This is a genomic window from Edwardsiella ictaluri ATCC 33202 (assembly GCF_000264785.1).
Lineage (GTDB): Bacteria > Pseudomonadota > Gammaproteobacteria > Enterobacterales > Enterobacteriaceae > Edwardsiella > Edwardsiella ictaluri.
This window is the reverse complement of the sequence record NZ_AFJI01000041.1, coordinates 62,963-84,290: the sequence shown is the minus strand read 5'-3', so window position 1 is coordinate 84,290 and position 21,328 is coordinate 62,963. Positions and strand designations below refer to the sequence as shown.

21 protein-coding genes and 2 pseudogenes are annotated in these 21,328 nt (G+C 58.4%); 7 read left to right on the top strand and 16 right to left on the bottom strand.

Features of this window, described 5'->3' with window-relative positions; translation table 11 throughout:
• Window positions 1–146 precede the first annotated feature (146 nt).
• Genes ptsH through crr form a run of 3 tightly spaced genes read left to right on the top strand, consistent with a single transcriptional unit; the run spans window position 147 to window position 2,743 of the window.
• Window positions 147–404, top strand: a complete 258-nt coding sequence (ptsH, locus tag EIEH_RS05435) for a phosphocarrier protein Hpr (protein WP_015870619.1) — start codon at window positions 147–149, stop codon at window positions 402–404.
• A 53-nt stretch (window positions 405–457) separates the two neighbouring features.
• Window positions 458–2,185, top strand: a complete 1,728-nt coding sequence (gene ptsI / locus EIEH_RS05430) for a phosphoenolpyruvate-protein phosphotransferase PtsI (protein WP_015870618.1) — start codon at window positions 458–460, stop codon at window positions 2,183–2,185.
• Window positions 2,186–2,233: 48 nt separating this feature from the next.
• Window positions 2,234–2,743, top strand: a complete 510-nt coding sequence (gene crr, locus EIEH_RS05425) for a PTS glucose transporter subunit IIA (RefSeq protein WP_015870617.1) — start codon at window positions 2,234–2,236, stop codon at window positions 2,741–2,743.
• Between the two features lie 107 nt (window positions 2,744–2,850).
• On the opposite strand, the gene EIEH_RS05420 is transcribed toward crr, so the two are convergent.
• The 3 genes from EIEH_RS05420 to EIEH_RS05410 form a co-directional block, all read right to left on the bottom strand.
• Entirely contained in the window at window positions 2,851–3,750 is a 900-nt protein-coding gene (locus EIEH_RS05420; RefSeq protein ID WP_015870616.1) for a Dyp-type peroxidase, read from the bottom strand.
• Between the two features lie 146 nt (window positions 3,751–3,896).
• Window positions 3,897–4,475, bottom strand: a complete 579-nt coding sequence (locus EIEH_RS05415; RefSeq protein ID WP_015870615.1) for an RpoE-regulated lipoprotein — start codon at window positions 4,473–4,475, stop codon at window positions 3,897–3,899.
• Window positions 4,476–4,665: 190 nt separating this feature from the next.
• Window positions 4,666–5,091 carry a GNAT family acetyltransferase gene (locus EIEH_RS05410; RefSeq protein ID WP_012847991.1) on the bottom strand — a complete coding sequence of 142 codons (426 nt, stop codon included), beginning with the start codon at window positions 5,089–5,091 and terminating at the stop codon, window positions 4,666–4,668.
• 337 nt (window positions 5,092–5,428) lie between these two features.
• Here EIEH_RS05410 and amiA point away from each other — a divergent pair, with 337 nt between their 5' ends.
• The 3 genes and pseudogenes from amiA (at window position 5,429) to EIEH_RS05395 (ending at window position 7,610) form a co-directional block, all read left to right on the top strand.
• The gene (gene amiA / locus EIEH_RS05405) at window positions 5,429–6,301 is read left to right on the top strand and encodes an N-acetylmuramoyl-L-alanine amidase AmiA (protein WP_015870613.1); all 873 of its coding nucleotides are present in this window, start codon (window positions 5,429–5,431) and stop codon (window positions 6,299–6,301) included.
• Window positions 6,302–6,388: 87 nt separating this feature from the next.
• Window positions 6,389–7,161 (top strand): annotated as a pseudogene (gene hemF / locus EIEH_RS05400) (oxygen-dependent coproporphyrinogen oxidase).
• Entirely contained in the window at window positions 7,158–7,610 is a 453-nt protein-coding gene (locus tag EIEH_RS05395) for a YaiI/YqxD family protein (protein ID WP_015870611.1), read from the top strand. Before hemF ends, EIEH_RS05395 begins: the two are co-directional and overlap by 4 nt.
• Here the strand turns inward: EIEH_RS05395 and EIEH_RS05390 are convergent.
• The 9 genes and pseudogenes from EIEH_RS05390 to EIEH_RS05350 form a co-directional block, all read right to left on the bottom strand.
• Window positions 7,596–8,399, bottom strand: coding sequence for a ChaN family lipoprotein (locus tag EIEH_RS05390; RefSeq protein WP_035608941.1), 804 nt, complete (start codon window positions 8,397–8,399; stop codon window positions 7,596–7,598). The genes EIEH_RS05395 and EIEH_RS05390 overlap by 15 nt on opposite strands.
• 119 nt (window positions 8,400–8,518) lie before the next feature.
• Window positions 8,519–10,798, bottom strand: a complete 2,280-nt coding sequence (maeB, locus tag EIEH_RS05385; RefSeq protein ID WP_015870609.1) for an NADP-dependent oxaloacetate-decarboxylating malate dehydrogenase — start codon at window positions 10,796–10,798, stop codon at window positions 8,519–8,521.
• 187 nt (window positions 10,799–10,985) lie between these two features.
• Complete coding sequence (nudK, locus tag EIEH_RS05380) at window positions 10,986–11,573, bottom strand: GDP-mannose pyrophosphatase NudK (protein WP_015870608.1); 588 nt, start codon at window positions 11,571–11,573, stop codon at window positions 10,986–10,988.
• A gap of 239 nt (window positions 11,574–11,812) precedes the next feature.
• Window positions 11,813–12,775, bottom strand: a complete 963-nt coding sequence (locus tag EIEH_RS05375) for a sugar-binding transcriptional regulator (RefSeq protein ID WP_015870606.1) — start codon at window positions 12,773–12,775, stop codon at window positions 11,813–11,815.
• Between the two features lie 105 nt (window positions 12,776–12,880).
• Window positions 12,881–13,534, bottom strand: a complete 654-nt coding sequence (gene dhaL, locus EIEH_RS05370; RefSeq protein ID WP_015870605.1) for a dihydroxyacetone kinase subunit DhaL — start codon at window positions 13,532–13,534, stop codon at window positions 12,881–12,883.
• 5 nt (window positions 13,535–13,539) lie between these two features.
• A pseudogene (locus tag EIEH_RS05365) lies at window positions 13,540–14,542 on the bottom strand (dihydroxyacetone kinase subunit DhaK).
• 37 nt (window positions 14,543–14,579) lie between these two features.
• Window positions 14,580–15,344 carry a GolD/DthD family dehydrogenase gene (locus EIEH_RS05360; RefSeq protein ID WP_107775176.1) on the bottom strand — a complete coding sequence of 255 codons (765 nt, stop codon included), beginning with the start codon at window positions 15,342–15,344 and terminating at the stop codon, window positions 14,580–14,582.
• Between the two features lie 19 nt (window positions 15,345–15,363).
• Window positions 15,364–16,620 carry an MFS transporter gene (locus EIEH_RS05355; protein ID WP_035608953.1) on the bottom strand — a complete coding sequence of 419 codons (1,257 nt, stop codon included), beginning with the start codon at window positions 16,618–16,620 and terminating at the stop codon, window positions 15,364–15,366.
• Between the two features lie 39 nt (window positions 16,621–16,659).
• Window positions 16,660–17,775 (bottom strand): erythritol/L-threitol dehydrogenase, encoded by a 1,116-nt coding sequence (locus EIEH_RS05350; RefSeq protein ID WP_015870599.1) that lies wholly within the window; start codon window positions 17,773–17,775, stop codon window positions 16,660–16,662.
• Window positions 17,776–18,078: 303 nt separating this feature from the next.
• Between EIEH_RS05350 and rpiB the strand changes: the two genes are divergently transcribed.
• Window positions 18,079–18,570: a ribose 5-phosphate isomerase B gene (gene rpiB / locus EIEH_RS05345; RefSeq protein WP_015870598.1), complete on the top strand. Its 492-nt coding sequence runs from the start codon at window positions 18,079–18,081 to the stop codon at window positions 18,568–18,570.
• Window positions 18,571–18,629: 59 nt separating this feature from the next.
• Here rpiB and napC read toward each other — a convergent pair whose 3' ends face one another.
• Genes napC through napG form a run of 4 tightly spaced genes read right to left on the bottom strand, consistent with a single transcriptional unit; the run spans window position 18,630 to window position 21,327 of the window.
• A complete protein-coding gene (gene napC / locus EIEH_RS05340) occupies window positions 18,630–19,250 on the bottom strand; it encodes a cytochrome c-type protein NapC (protein WP_034163536.1) in 621 nt (206 codons plus the stop codon).
• 9 nt (window positions 19,251–19,259) lie between these two features.
• A complete protein-coding gene (napB, locus tag EIEH_RS05335; protein WP_015870596.1) occupies window positions 19,260–19,712 on the bottom strand; it encodes a nitrate reductase cytochrome c-type subunit in 453 nt (150 codons plus the stop codon).
• Window positions 19,709–20,575: a quinol dehydrogenase ferredoxin subunit NapH gene (napH, locus tag EIEH_RS05330; RefSeq protein ID WP_015870595.1), complete on the bottom strand. Its 867-nt coding sequence runs from the start codon at window positions 20,573–20,575 to the stop codon at window positions 19,709–19,711. The genes napB and napH overlap by 4 nt, the downstream gene beginning before the upstream one ends.
• On the bottom strand, window positions 20,575–21,327 hold the full coding sequence (gene napG, locus EIEH_RS05325; protein WP_015870594.1) for a ferredoxin-type protein NapG: 753 nt from the start codon (window positions 21,325–21,327) through the stop codon (window positions 20,575–20,577). Before napG ends, napH begins: the two co-directional genes overlap by 1 nt.
• Between the last annotated feature and the right edge of the window lies 1 nt (window position 21,328).

The following is a 21,328-nucleotide window of genomic DNA, read 5'->3' as shown; positions in this document are numbered from 1 at the left end:
CAGGAGAGGGAGAGCCACTTTATCCCGTCCGTGGGAAGACCCACGGCGCCAGCGTACCGGATACGCACCTAAAGGCAGGCTAAAGACAAGCGATTGCGCTAAACTTTAGCTCCACAACATTCAACATAAAATAGTTGGGGAAACCTATGTTCCAGCAAGAAGTTACTATCACCGCTCCGAATGGTCTGCATACCCGCCCTGCCGCTCAGTTTGTGAAAGAAGCCAAAGCATTCGCTTCTGATATCACCGTCACCTCCAACGGTAAGAGCGCCAGCGCCAAAAGCCTGTTCAAACTGCAGACGCTGGGGCTGACCCAGGGTACCGTCGTCACCATCTCCGCAGAGGGTGACGACGAGCAGAAAGCCGTTGATCATCTGGTAAAACTGATGGCCGAGCTCGAGTAAGTCAGCTAGCTCAGCATTCCAGGTAAAACCAGTCTAACGTCAAAGGTAGGGTTATGATTTCAGGTATCTTAGTATCACCGGGCATCGCTTTTGGTAAGGCACTTCTTCTGAAAGAAGATGAAATTGTCATCAGCCGCAAGAAAATCACTGCCGACGAAGTCGGGCAGGAGATTGCCCGCTTCAAGGACGGCCGCGACAAGGCCGCCCAACAACTGGAAGCCATTCGCCAGAAAGCCAGCGAAACCCTCGGGGAAGAGAAAGCGGCGATCTTCGAAGGGCACATCATGTTGCTGGAAGATGAAGAGCTTGAACAGGAAATCATAGCCCTGATTAAAGATAATGCCATGAGCGCCGAAGCGGCTGCCCGTGAAATTATCGAAGGCCAGGCCACCGCCCTGGAAGAGCTGGACGATGAATACCTGAAAGAGCGTGCCGCCGACGTACGCGACATCGGTAAACGTCTGCTGAAAAACATTCTCGGCATGGCCATCATCGATCTGGGCGCGATTCAGGACGAAGTCATTCTGGTCGCGACTGACCTGACGCCGTCTGAAACCGCGCAGCTGAACCTGGACAAGGTGCTGGGCTTCATTACCGATCTGGGTGGCCGTACCTCTCACACCTCCATCATGGCCCGCTCCCTGGAGCTGCCGGCGATCGTCGGCACCAGCGATGTGACTCAGCAGGTGAAAAACGGCGACTATCTGATTCTGGACGCGGTCAACAACAAGATCTACCTGAACCCCACCGCCGAGACGATCGACGCGCTGAAAGCCGTCCAGACGCAGTATATCAATGAGAAAAACGAACTGGCCAAGCTGAAGGATCTGCCGGCGATCACGCTGGATGGTCATCAGGTTGAAGTCTGCGCCAACATCGGTACCGTGCGTGACGTCGCCGGCGCCGAACGCAACGGCGCAGAGGGCGTTGGCCTGTACCGTACCGAGTTCCTGTTCATGGATCGCGATGCTCTGCCGACGGAAGAAGAGCAGTTCCAGGCATATAAGGCCGTTGCTGAAGCCATGGGCTCGCAGGCAGTGATCGTCCGTACCATGGACATCGGCGGGGACAAAGATCTGCCCTACATGGACCTGCCAAAAGAGGAAAACCCATTCCTGGGCTGGCGTGCAATACGTATCTGCCTGGATCGTAAAGAAATCTTACATTCTCAGCTGCGTGCCATCCTACGCGCCTCAGCCTTTGGCAAGCTGCGCATCATGTTCCCGATGATCATCTCGGTCGAAGAAGTGCGCATGCTGAAAACGGAACTGGAGCTATTGAAAGCGCAGCTGCGCGAAGAAGGTAAAGTATTCGATGAAACTATCGAAGTCGGCGTAATGGTCGAAACACCGGCCGCCGCCACCGTCGCCCACCATCTGGCGAAGGAAGTTGACTTCTTTAGTATTGGGACAAATGACTTAACCCAGTATACTCTAGCGGTAGATCGTGGCAATGAGCTGATATCTCATCTCTATAACCCGATGGCGCCGTCAGTGTTGACCCTGATTAAACAGGTGATCGATGCATCTCACGCGCACGGCAAGTGGACCGGCATGTGCGGTGAACTGGCTGGCGATGAGCGTGCTACACTGCTTCTGTTGGGCATGGGGCTTGATGAGTTCAGCATGAGTTCAATCTCAATTCCGCGCATCAAAAAAATCATTCGCAATGCGAACTTTGAAGATGTGAAGGCATTGGCAGAAGAGGCGTTACGTCAGCCGACGGCTGACGATTTGATGAGCGTGATCAATACGTTTATCGAAGAAAAGACCCTTTGCTGATGGCGAAAGCTGGAACGCCGCCCAATATTACTTGCTTAGGAGAAGATCATGGGTTTGTTCGATAAACTGAAATCACTGGTTTCAGACGACAAGAAAGAAATGGGCAGCATTGAGATTTTTGCGCCCCTGTCTGGCGAGATCGTCAATATTGAAGATGTGCCTGACGTCGTCTTTGCAGAAAAGATCGTTGGTGATGGTATCGCAATCAAGCCGACCGGTGACAAAATGGTTGCGCCGGTTGATGGCACCATCGGTAAAATCTTTGAAACTAACCATGCTTTCTCTATCGAGTCCGACAGCGGTGTAGAGTTGTTTGTACACTTCGGCATCGATACTGTTGAACTGAAAGGCGAAGGCTTCAAACGCATCGCCGAAGAAGGTCAGCGCGTAAAGAAGGGCGATGTCGTCATCGAGTTCAATCTGCCGCTGCTGGAAGAGAAGGCCAAGTCTACCCTGACGCCGGTCGTTATCTCCAACATGGATGAGATCAAAGAACTGATTAAGCTGTCTGGCGACGTTATCGTTGGCGAAACGCCGGTGATCCGCATCAAGAAGTAATCACACTGAGCAGCAAAGCAGAAACGGCGCCCACGGCGCCGTTTTTTATCCCTGCCGCGCGGCACATGCGCCGCGCAAAGCCAGAGTGGGCCGATAGCCCACAGTTATCACAGCGTCAGCAAACGCGCCGCAGACGGCGCAAAGTAATAGCTGCCGCTAACCGGTTTGCTAAAACGCAGCAGCTGATCGTGCTTGCCGTCCAGCTCACCGAACATGCTCAGCAACTGCTTCTCAATATTATGCAGCTGCGCGCAGTAGGCGATAAACATCAGGCCATGCTTCCCGCTGGCAGTACCGTAGGGCAGGCTCTGACGGATGATCTTCAGCCCTTTGCCATTCTCTTTCAGATCGACGCGGCTAACATGTGAGGTCTCCGGGCGCTCGCTGGGATCCAGCTCTTCACTGTCCTGCTTGGTACGGCCGATAATCTGTTGCTGCTGATCGACGCTGAAGTGAGACCACTGACGCAGGTTATGCTCCCAGCGCTGCACCAACACATAGCTGCCGCCGGCATCCACACCGTCGGCGATCACGCCGACGGCCAGACGGGCATCACCGGCCGGATTCTCGGTGCCATCGATAAAGCCGCTCAGATCACGCTCATCAACCCAGCGGAAACCGTGGATCTCTTCCACGACTTCAATGGCATCGCCAAAAGCAGCCAGCGCCGCCTGTGCCAAAGAAAAGTTCACGTCATGACGCAATGACTGAATATGGATCAGCAGGTCGCGCTGCGTCGCCGGTGCCAACCCCCTGCCCAGCGGCTCGAAGGGTTTCAGCGCCGCCCCCTCCTCTTCATCGGCCGTCATTTCACGCCACAGTGAATGGCCAAAGGCCACTACCGCCCCCAGATGCGCATCGGGATAACGCTGTTGCAGCGCCTGCAGCTGGGTAATAAACCGTTTACATCCCTGACGCAATCCATCCAGATCGCCTTGCGCCATGGCTTCGATAAAAATACCGAAGCGGCAGTGCTCCGGCAGAATGCCGCTTTGAGGCTGAGACATGAAGCTCTCCATTACTGTACAGTCTAAATAATCGGTGTTTTCTGCTACGCTGCCACCGGGCAACAGTGGCCCGGCTACGCCAGACCATGCATATCTTACGCCATACCTTAAGCATTCCTTTGCTATAAAACAAAAAATAGGGCGCATTACTGCGCATCCGCCTGCCAGACAATCTGGCTTACCGTCCATGATTTCAGCACATCATCCGGCGGCATCAGCCCTGCCGGACCACCCCACTCCCCGCGGAACTGGTAACTGACCCGCGGACTCTGTGGCGCCCGGCAGACCACTGTCACCTCCTCTGCCGCCACCCGCCGACACTCTCCGTCATAGGCCCGTGTATACAGCGCGGCAAAAGGCGTCCCGACCCGTGTCCCCCAAGCGGTGGCAAGCTCAGCACTCTCCACCGTAATACGCCTCACTGTCACGCCACCGGCGATTGTCATCGCCACCTTATCCTGCGCCATGGCCTGGAAAAAGTGCGTTACCTGCCCGTTGTCGATCCCCATCCCGCTGCGTAGCGTATACACCCCGTCCAACCCCTGGCTGATGACCTCCTGCTGCATCGGCGTACTGGCCGACACGCCACCCACGCCATTGCTATCGATATACAGACCCGATGAAAACCAGTTAAAGGGCGACAGCATAGACCAGGAAAATGAACTCAGCGTCGAGCAGCCACCCAGCATCAGCGGCGCCACGACGATCCAGAAACGAAAAAACATCGGTTAACTCCTTGCGAGTACGGCAGTCGCCGTATGACAGAATACCTGGAGATTGGAGTGGTGAAATGGTAAAAAGTTGCCGCGATGAGGGGAAAGCGCCGCACCGCACGCCGCCGGAGCGGACAAAACAGAGCGCAGACCACCGCACCGGACGGGCGACGGCGTCGCATGGGATACGCAAAATGCGCTGTTAATACTCCTGATCGATGATCAGTCGCTTACCCAGACACAGCACGTCCTGCGTCTCATACTCCAGCTTCTCATACATGCTGATCGCCGCGTCGTTATCCGCATCGATCATGATTCGTACCTGCGGGCAGCCGCGAGCCAGCAGCTTTTTCTCCAGACGGCTGGCCAGCGCATTGGCGATACCGCGGCCGCGAAAGTCCGGATGCACGCACAGATAGTAAGCTGATCCGCGATGACCATCATAGCCGCCCATCAGAGTTCCGACGATTTCGCCACCCACCTGTGCGACCAGAAACAGATCGGCATCGTGATTCATCTTGCGCTCAATATCCGTTTCAGGATCGTTCCAGGGGTGCAGCAGATCGCAGCGCTCCCACAGCGTAATCACCTCATCAAAGTCGGATTGATTAAAAACGCGAATTTCCATGATATCGACCATAATAGATTATAATGATGCCCGGGCGTCGGCCTCGGACCATACCGGTATAGCAAGGACCGGACGCAGCCTAATTATCGCTGCAATCCCCAGATTCGCAATGGAAATATCGCAACCGACGGAGACAAATCACCCATTATTCGCCTTCGCCTGTCTTCCCGACGCCGATTCAGGCAACAAATAGACATAGTTATCCGCTCGATCCATGTATTTTCATCGCGTTAGGATAAGGGAGAATCCCATCACCAGGCGCGTTGTCAACGCGCACGGTCCCATGGGAGAGCCCTCAGTATTGCTTGCGTTACTGTCTGACGGAATAGATTGCACCATGAAGAAATTTTCCGATTTTCGCCCGCTCCCACATCCCTCCTCTCGCCGGCGCTTTCTGTGCTCCGGGTTGGCCATGCTGCTGGGAGCCGGTCTGCTGCCATCCGCCGCCAAAGCAGCACAGACCTCCAGCCACCTAAACACCCGGTGTAAACCGGCAGATGCACCGCGCCTGGTGATGATCGATCCGGGACACGGCGGCATCGATCCTGGCGCAATCGGGCACCAAGGCTCGAAAGAGAAACACGTCGTGCTGGATATCGCCCACCGGGTGCGCAATATCCTGCGCCATCAGAACAATCTGGTGGTTAAACTGACCCGTGAAGATGACGACTTTATTCCCCTGTATAAGCGGGTAGCAATCGCCGCGCAGCATCAGGCCGATCTGTTTGTCTCCATCCATGCCGATGGCTTCACCAGCCCGGAAGCCTCCGGCGCATCCGTCTTTGCCCTATCCAACCGCGGCGCCAGCAGCGCCATGGCCAGATACCTCTCCCAGCGGGAGAACGATGCCGATAAAGTGGCCGGTAAGCGCTACGCCTCCAAAGACAACAACTACCTACAGCAGGTGCTGTTCGATCTGGTACAGACCGATACCATTAAAAACAGCCTGATCCTGGGGCACCATCTGCTGAGCCAGATCCGTCCGGTGCACCACCTGCACTGCCAGCATACGGAACAGGCGGCCTTCGCCGTACTCAAGTCTCCCGCCATTCCCTCCGTACTGGTCGAGACCGCCTTCATTACCAACCACGATGAGGAGCGCCTGCTGACCTCCCCCGCGTTCCGCACCACCATCGCCGAAGCGATTGCCGGTGGCATCATGCGCTACCTGCACGACTTTGAAGCCCATCTGCGGCGCAGACCATCATAAGGCGGGCGGACAACCGATGCCCCGGCACGCCGATGCGGGGCGCCATCGGTTATCCTGCACAGCGTTAACTTAACCGGGGGCGCTACCATGATCCCAGACAGTGAACCGGTCCGGCGCTTTCTGCTGCGGCTGCAGGACAACCTGTGTCAGACGCCCGCCGCCGCCACGACCAAACGTCCAGAGCTGGCGGGCTGTCCCTTCCAGGCGATGGGCATCTCCCTGGTGTTACACCCGCACAGCCCCTATGTTCCCACGGCCCACGCCAACGTACGCTTTTTCATCGCCGATCGCCCGGGCACGGCACCGCTGTGGTGGTTCGGCGGCGGATTTGACCTGACGCCATTTTACCCCTTCCACGACGACGTCATACAGTGGCACCGCAGCACCCGCGATCTGTGCCGCCCCTTCGGCGAACAGCGCTACCCGCACTATAAGGCGTGGTGCGATCGCTATTTCTACCTGCCGCATCGCCAGGAGGCACGAGGCATCGGAGGGGTATTCTTCGACGATCTCAACGATCCCGGCTTTGGCCAAGCGCTCGCCTTTAGCCGTGCCGTCGGCGAAGGCTTTATACCCACCTATCTCTCCATCGCCGAGCGGCGACGCATTCTGCCCTGGGGCGAGCGGGAGCGGCAATTTCAACTTTACCGACCGGGCGCTATGTGGAGTTTAATCTGGTGTGGGATCGCGGTACTCTATTCGGCCTGCAAAGCGGCGGGCGCAGCACATCGGTTCTGATATCGATGCCGCCGCTGGTCCGCTGAGAATATGACTATCAACCGCCACCCGACTCGCCGGATGCGTGCCTGAGGCGCGACTTTCTTACCCCGCGCGATTGGCTGGCCAATGAGCCGATATGACAACACGACAAATTTGGATCGACGCCGACGCCTGCCCGAACGTGATTAAAGAGGTGCTGCTGCGCGCCGCCGAACGCAACACGCTGGATATTACCCTGGTCGCCAACCGCCCGCAGCGCCTGCCCGCCGGCAGCCGGGCCCGTATGCTGTGCGTCGCGGCGACGCCGGACGCCGCCGATAACGAAATCGTTCGCCGGGTCGCCCCCGGCGATCTGGTGGTCACCGCCGATATCCCCCTGGCAGCCGCCGTACTGGAGCGCGGTGGCTGCGCCCTCAACCCGCGCGGCGAACGCTACGATTCGGCGACCATAAAGTCCCGTCTAACGATGCGGGACTTTATGGAGACCCTGCGCGCCAGCGGCATCCAGAGCGGCGGTCCGGCACCTCTGGGGCCACGCGAGCGCCAGATGTTCGCCAATCAGCTACAGCTGTGGCTACAGGCGCGCTGACGCGGTATACCAGACATAGTCCGCCTGCACCTCTCCAACCAGGGCGCCGGGCGACGCCAGGATCAGCACGCAGACCTCCGTCAGCGGCTCCTCGTCCTCAATATGCAGCGGCACGCCGAGATCGCGACGCGCGTGAAAGGCGCCGGTGATAAACAGCGCCGGCAATGGTGCCGCCAACAGCGCCTGCGCCATACGCCGATCGCGCCACTGCTGCACCGCCAGACGTTGCGTCAGCTGTGCGCTATCCAGCGTCTCATGGGCGCCGCGCAACGCGGCGCTAATCTCAATTTGCACCGCATCCTGGGTACTGAGCGCCCCCGGCGGTGACTGTGGCCGACGGCGGATCTCCGCCAGCGCATCGCGCCCCAAGTTCGCCGCCAGCAGCGGATAGCTGCCCCGCAGTGCGCTGCGGACCAGCGGGCCATACTGCGCCCACGGCCAGCCCGACTGCCACTGCAGCAGGGCCATCACCTGCGCATCTGACAGCGATGGTTCACGCGCCGCCGCCACGCCAGCCTGCTGATCCGGCGTCAGCATCTCCAGCAGCACGCTGCCCTGCGGTCGCAGGGACGACATCTGCAGCAGCAGCCAGCGCGCTATCTGCTGATGACGCGGGTTATCGTGCCGCTCGCCGACGATGACCCGCGGCGATGAGGCCAGACGCTGGGCCAGCTGCACCGGCGTCAGCGTCTGACCATCCGCCAGTGAAACAATCCGCTCCGCCACCGGCGCCGACATTTGACAGCCGCTCAGCGCCAGCAGTGCCAGGGTCAACATCATCGTTCGCATCGATCCTCCCCCGCTGCCGCGTCACCGTCGTACCGGTGCGCAGAGAATAAATATCCCCCGACATACCGGGGGGTTCAAGAGACCCGAAAATGCCGCCCGCAGGCGGCATGATCACGGGGCTACAGCGTCCTGCTCTGCGCCTCCACCACCGACAGCGCCACCATATTGACGATACGGCGCACGGAGGCGATCGGCGTCAGAATATGCACCGGCTTGCTGATCCCCATCAGCACCGGCCCGACGGTAACCCCCTCCGAGGAGGAGACCCGCAGCAGGTTATAGCTGATGCGTGCGGCCTCCATATTGGGCATGATCAGGATATTCGCCGCCCCCTTCAGCGGGCTGTCCGGCATCTGCCTCAGACGGGTGCTCTCCACCAGCGCCGCGTCACCGTGCATCTCACCGTCGATCTCCAGCCCCGGTGCTGCCTGCTGTACCAGCTCCAGTACCCGGCGCATTTTGCGCGATGACGGGCAGTCGGCCGTGCCAAAGTTGGAGTGGGAGAGCAGCGCGACCTTCGGCTCGATACCGAAGCGACGCACCGCGTCGGCAGACATCAGCACAATCTCAGCCAGCTGCTCGGCGCTCGGGTCCTCGTTAACATAGGTATCGGCAATAAAGGTGTTGCCACTCGGCAGTAGCAGGGCATTCATCGCAGCGGCCGTATGGCATCCGTCACTGTAGCCAAACACCTCGCGCACCACGCGGTAGTGATCCTGGTAGTTGCCCTCGGTACCGCAGATCATCGCGTCGGCCTCGCCACGCTTGACCATGATCGCCGCGATCACCGTCGGATCGGCAATCAGCGCCCGGCGCGCCTGCGCCTGCGAGATCCCGCGCCGCTTCATGATCCCGTAATAGCTTTGCCAATAGTCGTTATAACGCGGGTCGGATTCATTATTGACCACCTCGACATCGCGGCCGATCTCGATGTGCAGACCGAGCTTCTCCAGCCGGTGAGCGATGACCTGCGGACGCCCGATCAGGATCGGCTTGGCCAGCCCCAGCGTCACCAGCTCCTGGGTGGCGTGCAGCACGCGCTCCGACTCCCCCTCCGCCAGCACGACCCGCTTGGGATCCTGGCGCGCCTGGGAAAATACCGGCTTCATAAACAGGGTGGTCTTGTAGACAAACTCGGTCAGGTGCTCGATATAGGCGTCCATATCATCGATGGGACGCGTCGCCACCCCGGAGTCCATCGCCGCCTGCGCCACCGCCGGCGCAATTTTCACGATCAGCCGCGGATCGAAGGGCTTGGGAATAATGTACTCCGGCCCGAAGGAGAGCGACTGATCACCGTAGGCAGAGGCGACCACCTCACTCTGCTCCGCCAGCGCCAGATCGGCAATGGCGCGCACCGCCGCCAGCTTCATCTCCTCATTGATGGTGGTCGCCCCGACGTCCAGCGCACCGCGGAAGATAAACGGAAAGCACAGCACGTTGTTCACCTGGTTGGGGAAGTCAGATCGGCCGGTACAGATTATCGCATCGGGGCGAACCGCCTTGGCCAGCGGCGGCAGGATCTCCGGCTCCGGGTTGGCCAGCGCCAGGATCAGCGGTGACGGCGCCATGGTTTTTACCATCTCCTGCGTCAGCACCCCGGGGCCGGAGCAGCCCAGGAAAATATCCGCGCCGGGGATCGCATCCGCCAGCGTACGCCAGCCATTGTCATCGATGGCATAGGCCGCCTTGCTCTCGACCAGGTGCGCGTCGCGCCCGCGGTAGATCACCCCCTTGGAGTCGCAGGCAGTGATATTTTCACGCTTCAGCCCCAACGCCACCAGTAGGTTCAGGCAGGCGATCGCCGATGCGCCGGCGCCGGAGACCACCAGCCGCACCCGATCGATCGGTTTGTCGACCACCCGCAGGCCGTTGAGTACGGCGGCGGTACAGATGATCGCCGTGCCGTGCTGATCGTCGTGGAACACCGGGATTTTCATCCGCTCGCGCAGCTTCTTTTCAATATAGAAACACTCCGGCGCCTTGATGTCTTCAAGGTTGATGCCGCCAAAGGTGGGCTCCAGCGCGGCGATCACCTCGATCAGCTTGTCAGGATCGTGCTCATCCACCTCAATATCAAACACGTCGATACCGGCGAATTTCTTGAACAACACCCCTTTACCTTCCATCACCGGCTTCCCTGCCAGGGCACCGATGTTGCCAAGCCCCAGCACGGCGGTACCATTAGAGATGACCCCTACCAGATTTCCGCGCGCGGTATACTTATAGGCCGCTAACGGATCGTCAGCGATCTCCAGACAGGGCGCGGCAACGCCCGGTGAATAGGCCAGCGCCAAATCGCGCTGGGTCGCCAGCGGCTTGGTGGGAACAACCTGGATTTTCCCCGCAACGGGATACTGATGAAACTCAAGCGCACTTTGTTTTAATTTTTCATCCATCGTTGGTTTCCTTTTTGCTAATTCCCCGAGCGCCGCGGCCGCCATCGTCCCCGACGCCGCCGGGCTAGATTCTTTATCACTCTGTAAATGTTTTGTGAAATCACGAGTATAGTGCCATAGCACACCGAAACTATGAAGCAGGACATAAAGCCGAAAAGAAAACACGGCCCGCCGCTCAGATGCGCATTTATTCGCCCTTGGGCGCATCGCAAAACCAGTTGCTCAGGCGGGCGTGCTGCAGCAGCATGATGGTCTTACCATCGCAGATCCGCCCGTCGCAGACCATCTGCCAGGCGTCGTCAAACGGGATCTCCAGCAGTTCGATATCCTCATCCTCAATGCCGCCACCGCAGCCGCAGCGTAGGCTTTCGCGGTACTCCGCCGCAAAGAAATGCACTATTTCGGTCACACCGCCCGGCGACATATAGGCGGAAAACAGGCGCCTGACCCCACCGATGGCATAGCCGGTCTCCTCCATCGCCTCCCGGCGTACGCAGGCCTCTGGCGCATCGCTGTCCAGCAGACCGGCGCAGGTCTCGATCAGCATGCCGTCCGGGTTACCGTTGAGATAGGTCGGCAGGCGAAACTGGCGGATCAACAGTACGCAGCGGCGCGACAGGTTATACAGCAGCACGGTGGCGCCGTTGCCGCGCAGATAGACCTCGCGCCGCTGACGCACCACCCCGCCCTCCCGGCGCGGCAGCTCATACTCATACTCGCGCAGCGGTCGCCAGGCGTCGGAGAGTAAACGCTCATGGATAAATTGGATGTTCATTTCTTTTCTTTGCCTTATGTCACGACATACCGTTGCAGGATAGCCACTAACAGAAAGCAATATCAATCCTCAAAGGTGGCACAGTGCAGGGTGGTGGTGGTCTACGCTATTACCACCCGCGCCTCATGGCGCTATCTCAAATAACCGGATAAAAAATATAAATTAAATGGCTTTATCGGAGCTGATTCATCGACATGCAGGGAAACAAGATGGGGGGACTCCGTGCCCGGGATAACCGCCTATGCAAGTACGCTGAGCAGCGTACGAATATTGGCTGCACTGGTCGCAATGATGTCAATGGCTCCCGTCCGCAGCGCGCCCAAAATAGCCAAGGCCTTGCTATTTTCTGCGGCTATGGCAATCACGCACGGAATATTACGTAACTCATCAATACTCAAGCCGATAACGCGATCGTTCATCACGGTATCCACATGCATACCCTGCGCGTTAAAGAAATCATAGCCACCAATTTCACCGATCACGCCCTGATTCAGACTGGCATCGACAATCTCGCGCGGCGTAAACCAACCAAGCTTCACCATATAGCTATCTTCATTCATGTCACCAATGCCAACTAAGGCGATATCCGCCCGACGCGCGCGATCCAGCGTATCTTTAATGGTGCCATTCTGCATAAATGCTTCTTTTAATGTGCGGTTTTCCACATACGCAGGCGCATACAGTGTCTCACTGCGTCCCCCAAACGTTTTAGCCAACCGTCGGCTAATATGGTCAGCATTCAACGCATCGCCGGGCCGATGGTTGCCACCGATGCCACAGATAAAACGGCAGCGACGCTCAGCGGCATTACCGACGTGCCCAGCCACGGCCGCCACATTACGGCCTTGCCCCACGGCGACCGCCATGTCATCCCTGAGTACCGTAGAGAGATGGTTAAAGACTAACGCCGCAACGTGACGCCGCTGCTCGTCCTCATCCTGACAATCCAGCGCAATTAACGCACGGGTAATCGGGAAATGCGCCTTCAGCTGCTGTTCAAGCCGGGTGCTGAATACCGGATGGTAGCGTACTGAAATCTCTACGATGCCCTCTTCTTTAGCTCGCTTCAGCAACCGCCCGACCTTAATCCGTGAAATACCAAATTTTTTCGCGATCTCCTGCTGTGTAATATCATTTTGATAGTATGCGACGGCGATCTCGGTCAATAATTGTTCATCCAGCGTTCCATTTTGCCTCTCCATCTGCTCTACACACCCTGTCTCGTCTGCCGTCGTGGGCTATAAGCATAGCCCACGTGGGGATCCCATCGTATAGACGCAGATCGCATGGTCTGACAAAAAACACCGCTACTCACCGTCGTTGGAACACGCAAGTAACGCATCCGCCAACGCCGACAGCAGCAGGCTACAGGATACGGCGCCGGCATCCAACGCGCCCCGAGAACGCTCCCCCAGACGGCTAGCCCGGCCAACTCGGGCGATGAGGTCGTAGGTACTGTCACGTCCGCGTGCCGCCGCTTGCGTCATCATGCAGAGCGACCGCTCTAGGCTATCGCCTTGCCGCAGAGCCGCCTCAAAGGCAGACACCGCCGGGACATAGGCATCCATCATGGTTTTATCTCCCACCTGCGCGCTGCTGACCGTCTGTAACTCACGCAGTCCGCCCTGCAGCATAGACAGCACGTCCTCACGACGCAGCGTAGCGCTCTCCGGCGCGCCCTGCGCCATCCCCATAAACAGGCTGCCGTACAGCGGCCCCATAGAGCCGCCAATTCCCTCCATCAGCGACTCCGATAGGCAGCGCAATGCCTGCGGCAAGGAAAGCCGTTGCCCAGCCATGGCGTCAGCGCACAGCATAAATCCCTTCGCCATATTTACACCGTGATCACCATCGCCGATGGCGCCGTCAATTTCACTGAGATACGTCCGCTGGCTGACCACCGCGGCGACCAGCGCAGCGACAATTTCTCCGCCGTTGGAAACGGTGACTGCATAAGCCATCGTGATTACCCCTCCTGCGTCAATCCCGGTGATGACACCGGCATATTGAGTAATAATTTCAGCTCATCGTCCAACGCCATAACCGTCAGCGTTACCCCCATCATATCCAGCGAGGTAAAATAGTTTCCAACGTAGCAACGGTGTATCGCTATCCCCTGCGCCTCCAGACGACGCGCTACGGCATCATAGTAGATATACAGTTCCATCACCGGCGTCGCCCCCAGCCCGGAGACCAATACCGCCACCTCACTCCCGGGGACCAGCGCCAGCTCCGCCATGACAGCGTGCAGCATCGTCTCCGCCATCTCCGCGGCGGGACGCAGCGGTTCGACCCGGATCCCAGGCTCACCGTGATGGCCGATACCCACCTCCATCGAGCCATCCGCAATAGAGAAATTGGGCTTTCCCAATGCCGGGAGCGTACACGCGCTCAAGCCAATGCCGATGGAGCGACAGCGATCGATGGCCCGCTGCGCATAGGCGATCACACGATCCATCTCATCGCCGCGCGCCGCAGAGGCGGCGCCGACCTTCCACATAAATATTTCCCCCGCGACGCCACGACGCTTTTCTCGCTCACTCTCCGGCGCAGAGGCCACATCGTCATTGGCTACCACCGTTTTAACCACGATCCCCTCGACCGCCGCTTTTTTGATCGCCAACGCAACATTCATATTGTCACCGGCATAATTACCATTATAGGCAGACAACCCCTTCACCGCCGTGCGCTGCTCGGAAGGCATCCAGAAACGCGCCAGAGGTCGGCGATGAAAAAATCTCACCGATGGCGACGGCATCCAGTAAATTTTTACCCACGTAGCCCAAAAATGCAGGCTCATGACCAGATCCACCGCCGGAGACCACCCCCACTTTTCCCGCTATCGGCACCGACGGATGCGCCAGCACCCGGGGATGTTCCGTCCGACGGTAATACTCAGGATAGGCCCGCAGGTACCCTTGAATCGCCTCTTCAACCACGAGGTTCGGATCGTTAATCATTCTGTTCATCACCTACCTCACTGTCATTTCGCAACGGGTATCCCCGTTATTGGATGGTGTAGCCGCCGTCAACCCGTAAATTAGCCCCGGTAACCATGCTGGCGGCATCGCTGGCTAAAAATAGGGCACAGGCCGCGACGTCGTCCGGCTCAGCAAAGCGGCGCAGCGGAATGGCGGCCTTCATTCGCTCGGCTTTTTCGCCGGACCAGGCACGCCGGCCAAGATCCGTGAGCACCACGGTCGGCGATAGCGCATTTACCCGAACGTTATCCACGCCCCACTCCAACGCGAGGACCTGCGTCAGACCGATCACCGCCGCCTTGCTCGCGCAATACGCGGCATGGTGCGGCAGCGCCACCACGCCGGCCTGCGACGCCAGATTGATAATGCTGCCGGCCCGCTGGCGCAGCAGGTAGGCGCCGATCACCTGACACGCCAAAAAGGTCCCCGTCACATTGATCGACATCGTCGCCGCCCAATCCGCTTCAGGCAGCACCGCCGCCGGGGCCAGCGCGACAATGCCGGCGCTATTGACCAATACGTCGATATGGCCAAAATATCGCAGTGCCTGTGCTGCCGCCGACTGCAGGCCCCCCCGATCGCACACATCCACCTCCAGCCCTAGCGCGTCCTGCGCATCAAGCTGCCGCGCTATCGCCACGACCCGCGGATCACGATCCAGTAGCACTACGCACGCGCCACTGTGCACGTAGCACGCAGCAATAGCCTGGCCTATGCCCGTGGCGGCGCCGGTAATCACCGCCACTTTCCCACGTAAAGAAAACGGCGCACGCCATTCATGAATCATCATGATGCAGCTCCTCCATGGTTTACTCCTGCCGAATAGCCAAGGGCACGGCGCAATTGTTCGCCGCTGCAGGCAGCGTCACAAAGCGCATGAGTACGCCGCTAAACAGATAGAGACCGGTAAAGATCCAAATCACACCGCCGGCACCTAAGCTACCGATAAACATCCCCACGATCGCCGGCCCCACAAAGGTACTGAGCCCCGCCCCCAGATTCAGTACCGACATTGCAGCCCCCTTATTATTTGGCGCAAGCGAGGGCATAATGGCCGACAGCGGAACAAACCCGGCTAAGCAGGCACCAAACAGACCCGCGGCGCACAGCGTAAGAGCATAGCTGGAGGAAAAAAGCGGCGGCGTGTAATAGAACAGCAGCGTCGTTAACGCACAGCCCACGCAGCCGAACCACATCACCACGTTACGCCAGCCCAATCTGTCACTGATAAGGCCAAAGATAAGATTAAAAATGATATTGACGGTCCACAGTGCGGTATACATATGCAGCCAGTGGGTGCGGGTAAACCCCATCTCCATCATGTACAGCGGCATAAACACGACAAAGCCATAGGCAGCGGAAGTATTGATGGTTCGAACAATGCCCCCCAGACCAATCTTCGGATTTTCAAACGCGATCGTAACGCCTTTAAGGACATACCACAGCGAAGTTTTCCGCACGGCCGCTGTCGTTTCCTTCCCGCCACGATTGAGCCACAGGGCAATCGCAGCGCCCAGTATCACGAAGAACAACGCACTCCATAGCGTGTTCATTTCGCCCAGATGGGGGAGCATCACGCTGGAGTACAACACCCCCAGCACGCCCAGGCCACCGCTGTAGACAAACCAAAAAATACCCACCGCAGAGCCCAACCGCGCGGGCGGCGCTTCATAGGCGACCCACACCAGGAAGCCATAGGCAAACAGCGGATATCCCAAGCCACGCAGCGCATAGGTTGGGATCATAATTGGCAGGCTATTGCTTGGTAGCCCCAGCAGCAGAAAAAAGAGAGAGCCGATCAAAAACAGAATGACGCCGCCCAGCATCACACGACGCGCCCCAAACATCTCAACCAATACGCCGGAAAACCAGGCAGCCAACGCAGCGGCAAAGCCATAGACACTAAACAGCAGCGCAGACTCCTGGATGCTCAGTCCCCGGGAGATTACATAGGGTGATAGCCATCCCTGCTCTAGCCCCTCCCCCATCATAAAGATCAATACCCCGACATAACCGAACCACAGTCGGGATGGTAAACCACTGCGGTGAACAACGTTTTCTAACATATTGCCCCCCATAACATGGATGTAACGCCGCACCAGACCTTATAGATTTGGATTCAGCACAACCTTAATTGAGCCTACGCCGCGCTGCATGAGTGCAAATCCCTCGGCAAACTGCGATAACGGCAGGACATGCGTTACTACGCCCTCGGTAGGTAAATCGCCATTGGCAATTCCCTCGATCACCAGCGGATAGCAATAGGGGCCAAGGTGTGACCCCAGCACATCCAGCTCTTTACGATCGCTGATAATGCTCCAGTCCACGCTCACCGGCTCCTTAAATACCGAAAACTCAACGAATGTCCCCAGCTTACGGATCATCCGTAGCCCTTGTTCAACCGACGCCGCGGCTCCCGTTGCCTCGATATACACATCGCAGCCATACCCGTCGGTCATCGTTTTAACGATGGATACGACGTCATCCCGGGCCGGATTGAGTACCCGATCGGCGCCAAATTTCTGCGCGAGGGCCAAACGCTCGTCTGACAGGTCCAGAACAATCAGTCTGCCCGCCCCTGACTTTTTAATCGCGCCAATCATCCCCAGCCCCAGGGTCCCGGCACCCGCTAATACCACCGTATCCCCCAGCTGGATCTTCGCGCGCTGTACCGCATGGAATGAACAGGCGTAGGGCTCAATCAGAATCGCTTTCTCCATCGGCAGATCGTCGGGGATCCGATAATTGATGGACTGCGGCGTAAATTTCATATATTCCGCCATTCCGCCATTCACGTTGCTCTGAAAGCCATACAGGTCATGCTTCTCACACATCCAGTACTGACCGCGCTGACAAAACCGGCATGACCAGCACGGTACGATCTGCTCCGCGATAACCCGATCGCCTAGCGCAAAATCCACCACGCCAGCGCCGAACCCAACGACATGACCAATAAATTCATGACCCGGGATCATGGGCGCTTTGATGTAGGCCGGCTGAGTCTCATCTCCCCAAAAGCTGGCCGCCCCTTCAAAGGCTTTCGTGTCACCGGCGCAGATACCGCAGGCCTCCACCTTCACCAAGATCTCACCCTCACCAATCGTTGGAACGGCGACCTCCTCCAAACGGTAGTCGTGGGGGGCATATGCCACCACCGCTTGCATCGTCGCTGGGATCCCCTCGCGCACCGTTACCGCGTTTGCTCCGCAACACTGGCTCATAAACGTCACTCCTCTCGTTTCCCCATGATTCATTTGTTCACATAAAGAACAAATACACACTGTTGACGAGGAGCATATTGAACAGAGGTCGTGCCAAAAATAGTAAAATTGATCACAAAATAATCAATTTAATGCTAATTAAGTATTTTTATGTGATTTGAATCGAAAAAAAGAACGAGATTAATCAGGCAACATAAAGAACATAAGTTCTATATATGATCATATGAATGTTCAGCCGCTGCAGCCTCTCACCGAGACGACAATACCGCAGCAGCTCACTAGGGATGATCCCCGGAGGAAGCTATGCTACCGATTGCCATTGGCGCCGATGATGCCGCTATCACCCTTAAAGAGACGCTTGTCGCCTATCTACAACAGCGTCATATTCCCTTTACTGATTACACGGATGCAATCCGCGATAGCGACTACCCCGATATTGCCGTCCGGGTCGCTCAGGCAATCAGAGAAGCACATCATCAGCGGGGGATCCTGCTATGCGGTACCGGCATTGGCATGAGCATTATGGCGAATAAGGTGCCGGGGATCCGGGCAGCACAGTGCCACGATACCTATTCCGCCCAGCGAGCGCGTAAGAGCAACGATGCCCACATCATTACGCTGGGTGCCCGCGTCATCGGCCCCGAACTGGCGAAAGCGATCGTTGATGCCTGGCTGATAGCCGAATTTGAAGGTGGAGGGTCGACGATAAAAGTCGCTAAAATTGGCAATTATGAGCAAATATTTAGTGAGAAATACCGCGGCGAGCTGAGGATAAACGCTAGCACGCATCGATAGCGGATAAACATAATGCGCCTCTCGGCGCATTATGTTTTTACCGCAACAGCGTCTGTAGATTAATAACCGGTCGGGATCCCTTTCATCTCCGGCAGCTTATGGGCGATGCCCTTATGGCAGTCGATGCAGGTCTTGTTATCGCGGATCGCCTGATCGTGCATCTTCGCCGCCACCGTCTTCTGCTGGCTGAAGTCCATATTGTCGAAATTATGACAGTTACGACACTCCTGGGAGTTGTTGGCCTTCATACGCGCCCATTCGTTTTCCGCCATCTGCAAACGATGTGCCTCAAACTTCTGTGGCGTATCGATAACCCCGAACACCTTGCCATACAGCTCCTTGCTGGCCTTGATCTTGCGGATCATCTTCGGCACAAACTCATGGGGCACATGGCAGTCCGGGCAGGTGGCGCGCACGCCGCTGCGGTTGGAGTAATGCGCCGTCTCCAGATACTCCTGGTAAACGTTGTCGCGCATCTCATGACAGCTGAGGCAGAACTGCTCGGTGTTGGCCTTTTCCAGCCCGGTGTTGAAGCCGCTCCAGAACAGGATACCGGCGACGAATCCCAGCAGCAGCAGCGTGCCGATCGCCAGACGACTGGGACGACGCCACCACTGCCACACCCGGCGCAGCAGGCCCGGCTTGTTGCCCGTCGGGGCGTTATGTTGCTCGCTCATCATAGGCCCCTTTTACTGACCAAAGCCGCTGGACGGGGTAAAGGTATTCCCGACGATCGGCGGTGCATCGGTCTGCGGTACGTGGCACTGCAGGCAGAAGTAGCGGTTGGGCGCCACCTGTCCCAGCATCTTGCCGCTGGCGTCGATGAAATGGGTCGGGCTGACGCGCATCGCCCCGGTGGTGCGGTAATTCTCCACCCCATGGCACTGCAGGCAGCGGTTGGTATTTTTGGTGATCTGGTAGCCGTCCACGCTGTGCGGGATCATCGGCGGCTGGTTAACATAGTTCAGTGCCATGCGCTCCTGCTGCTTTGGCATCCTGATCTGCCCTTCGGCCGTACCGGACACCTCCGGTGACTGCGCCAGATTAACGGCATCGTCGGCGGCCGAAGCCGCGCCGCACAACGCCAATGATAATAACAGTGCCCCCAGGGAGAACCGCTTCTTCAGGACATTGCTCTTCATTGTTTATCTCCCGAACGATGAAATCGTGTCTTAAATTCAAATACCTGCTCAGCACATACGTCCATGCAGCGCCCGCAGCTGATGCACGCCTTGCTCAATACCAGCGGGCTGTGATTGTGATTGAAAACCGGTTCGCGCAGTACCTGAGGCTCCGGACAAACGTGGAAACAATCCATACAGCGGGTGCAGCAATCGCGCCGCACCGCACTGACGCGCACTAGGCTTTTGCTGCCAATGGCACCATACAGGGCCCCCAGAGGACAGAGGTGGCCGCACCAGCCGTGTTCGGTCACCAGCAGATCGAACAGAAAAATTGCCAGGATCAACCAAAGACCGCCGCCGACGCCGAAGATCAGGCTGCGCCCCAGCAGTGCCACCGGGTTAAGCCACTCCCACAGCAGCGTTCCACTCACCGCGCTGCCGACCAGGATCGCCAGCAAAATACCGTAGCGCAGCGAACGCGACAGCGTGGCCGACTGACGGATCCCCAGGCGACGACGCAGCCATGCCGCCAGATCGGTCACCGGATTCAGCGGACATACCCAGCCGCAGAACGCCCGGCTGGCGATCAGGCCATACAGCCCCAGCACCAACAGCGCCCCCAGCAGTGCCGTCAGCGCAGGCCAGTGGCCGGCCAGCAGGCTCTCCAGCATCATCAGCGGATCGGTCATCGGCAGCGTATCCAGAAAGCGACTGGCACTGTAGTTGCCCTTCAGTATCCACACCCCGAACAGCGGGCCACTGAGAAACATCAATAGCACGCCCAGCTGACAGCCGCGCCGCAGCAGCAGCCAACGGTGACTGCGCCACCAGCCAAGGCGCACGCGCGCCTCTTTGCCCGCCTGGGTTACCGGGTTGGCCATCATTCACCTCCCTGCGGCAGACGGATCGGCAGCTGCGTGTCCGAGGGCACCAGCGAATGACCCGCCTTCTGTTTCTCTACCCAGCCAAGACGGTAATGATGCCCCAGCTCGCCGCGCGCCAGCGCCAGCGGCAGCACTTTGATCGCCGACTCCTCCAGCACGCAGGCCTGTTCACACTTGCCGCAGCCGGTACAGTGGTCGCTGTGCACGGTGGGCAAGAACCTGGCATGTTTACCGGTGCGCTCATTGCGGTGCAGCTCCAGGGTGATGGCGCTGTCGATCGCCGGGCAGACGCGGTAGCACACGTCGCAGCGCAGCCCTTGCCAGTTAAGGCAGTTTTCATGATCGAGCAGTACCGCCAGTCCCATCCGCGCGTCATCGATGTGGGTCAGCGCCGGGTCGAGCGCCCCGCTCGGGCAGGCCGCCACGCAGGGGATGTCGTCGCACATCTCGCACGGCGTCTGACGGGCAATGAAATAGGGGGTCCCCGCCGACGAAGACGACAGCAGCGTCGCCAGCTTCAGCGTGTCGTATGGGCAGGCCTGTACGCACTGCCCGCAGCGAATGCAGGCCGCCTCAAAGCGCCCATCGGCCAGGGCGCCGGGCGGGCGCAGCGCCAGCCCGTCCCGGGCCTGGGACTGCTTTTGCTGTAGCCCCAGCAGCAGGGCCACGGCCGCCAGTCCACCCGCACCGCGCACGGCATCGCGCAAGAAGCGCCGCCGTGCCGGTCCCTTATCCCGTTGTTCCGTCATC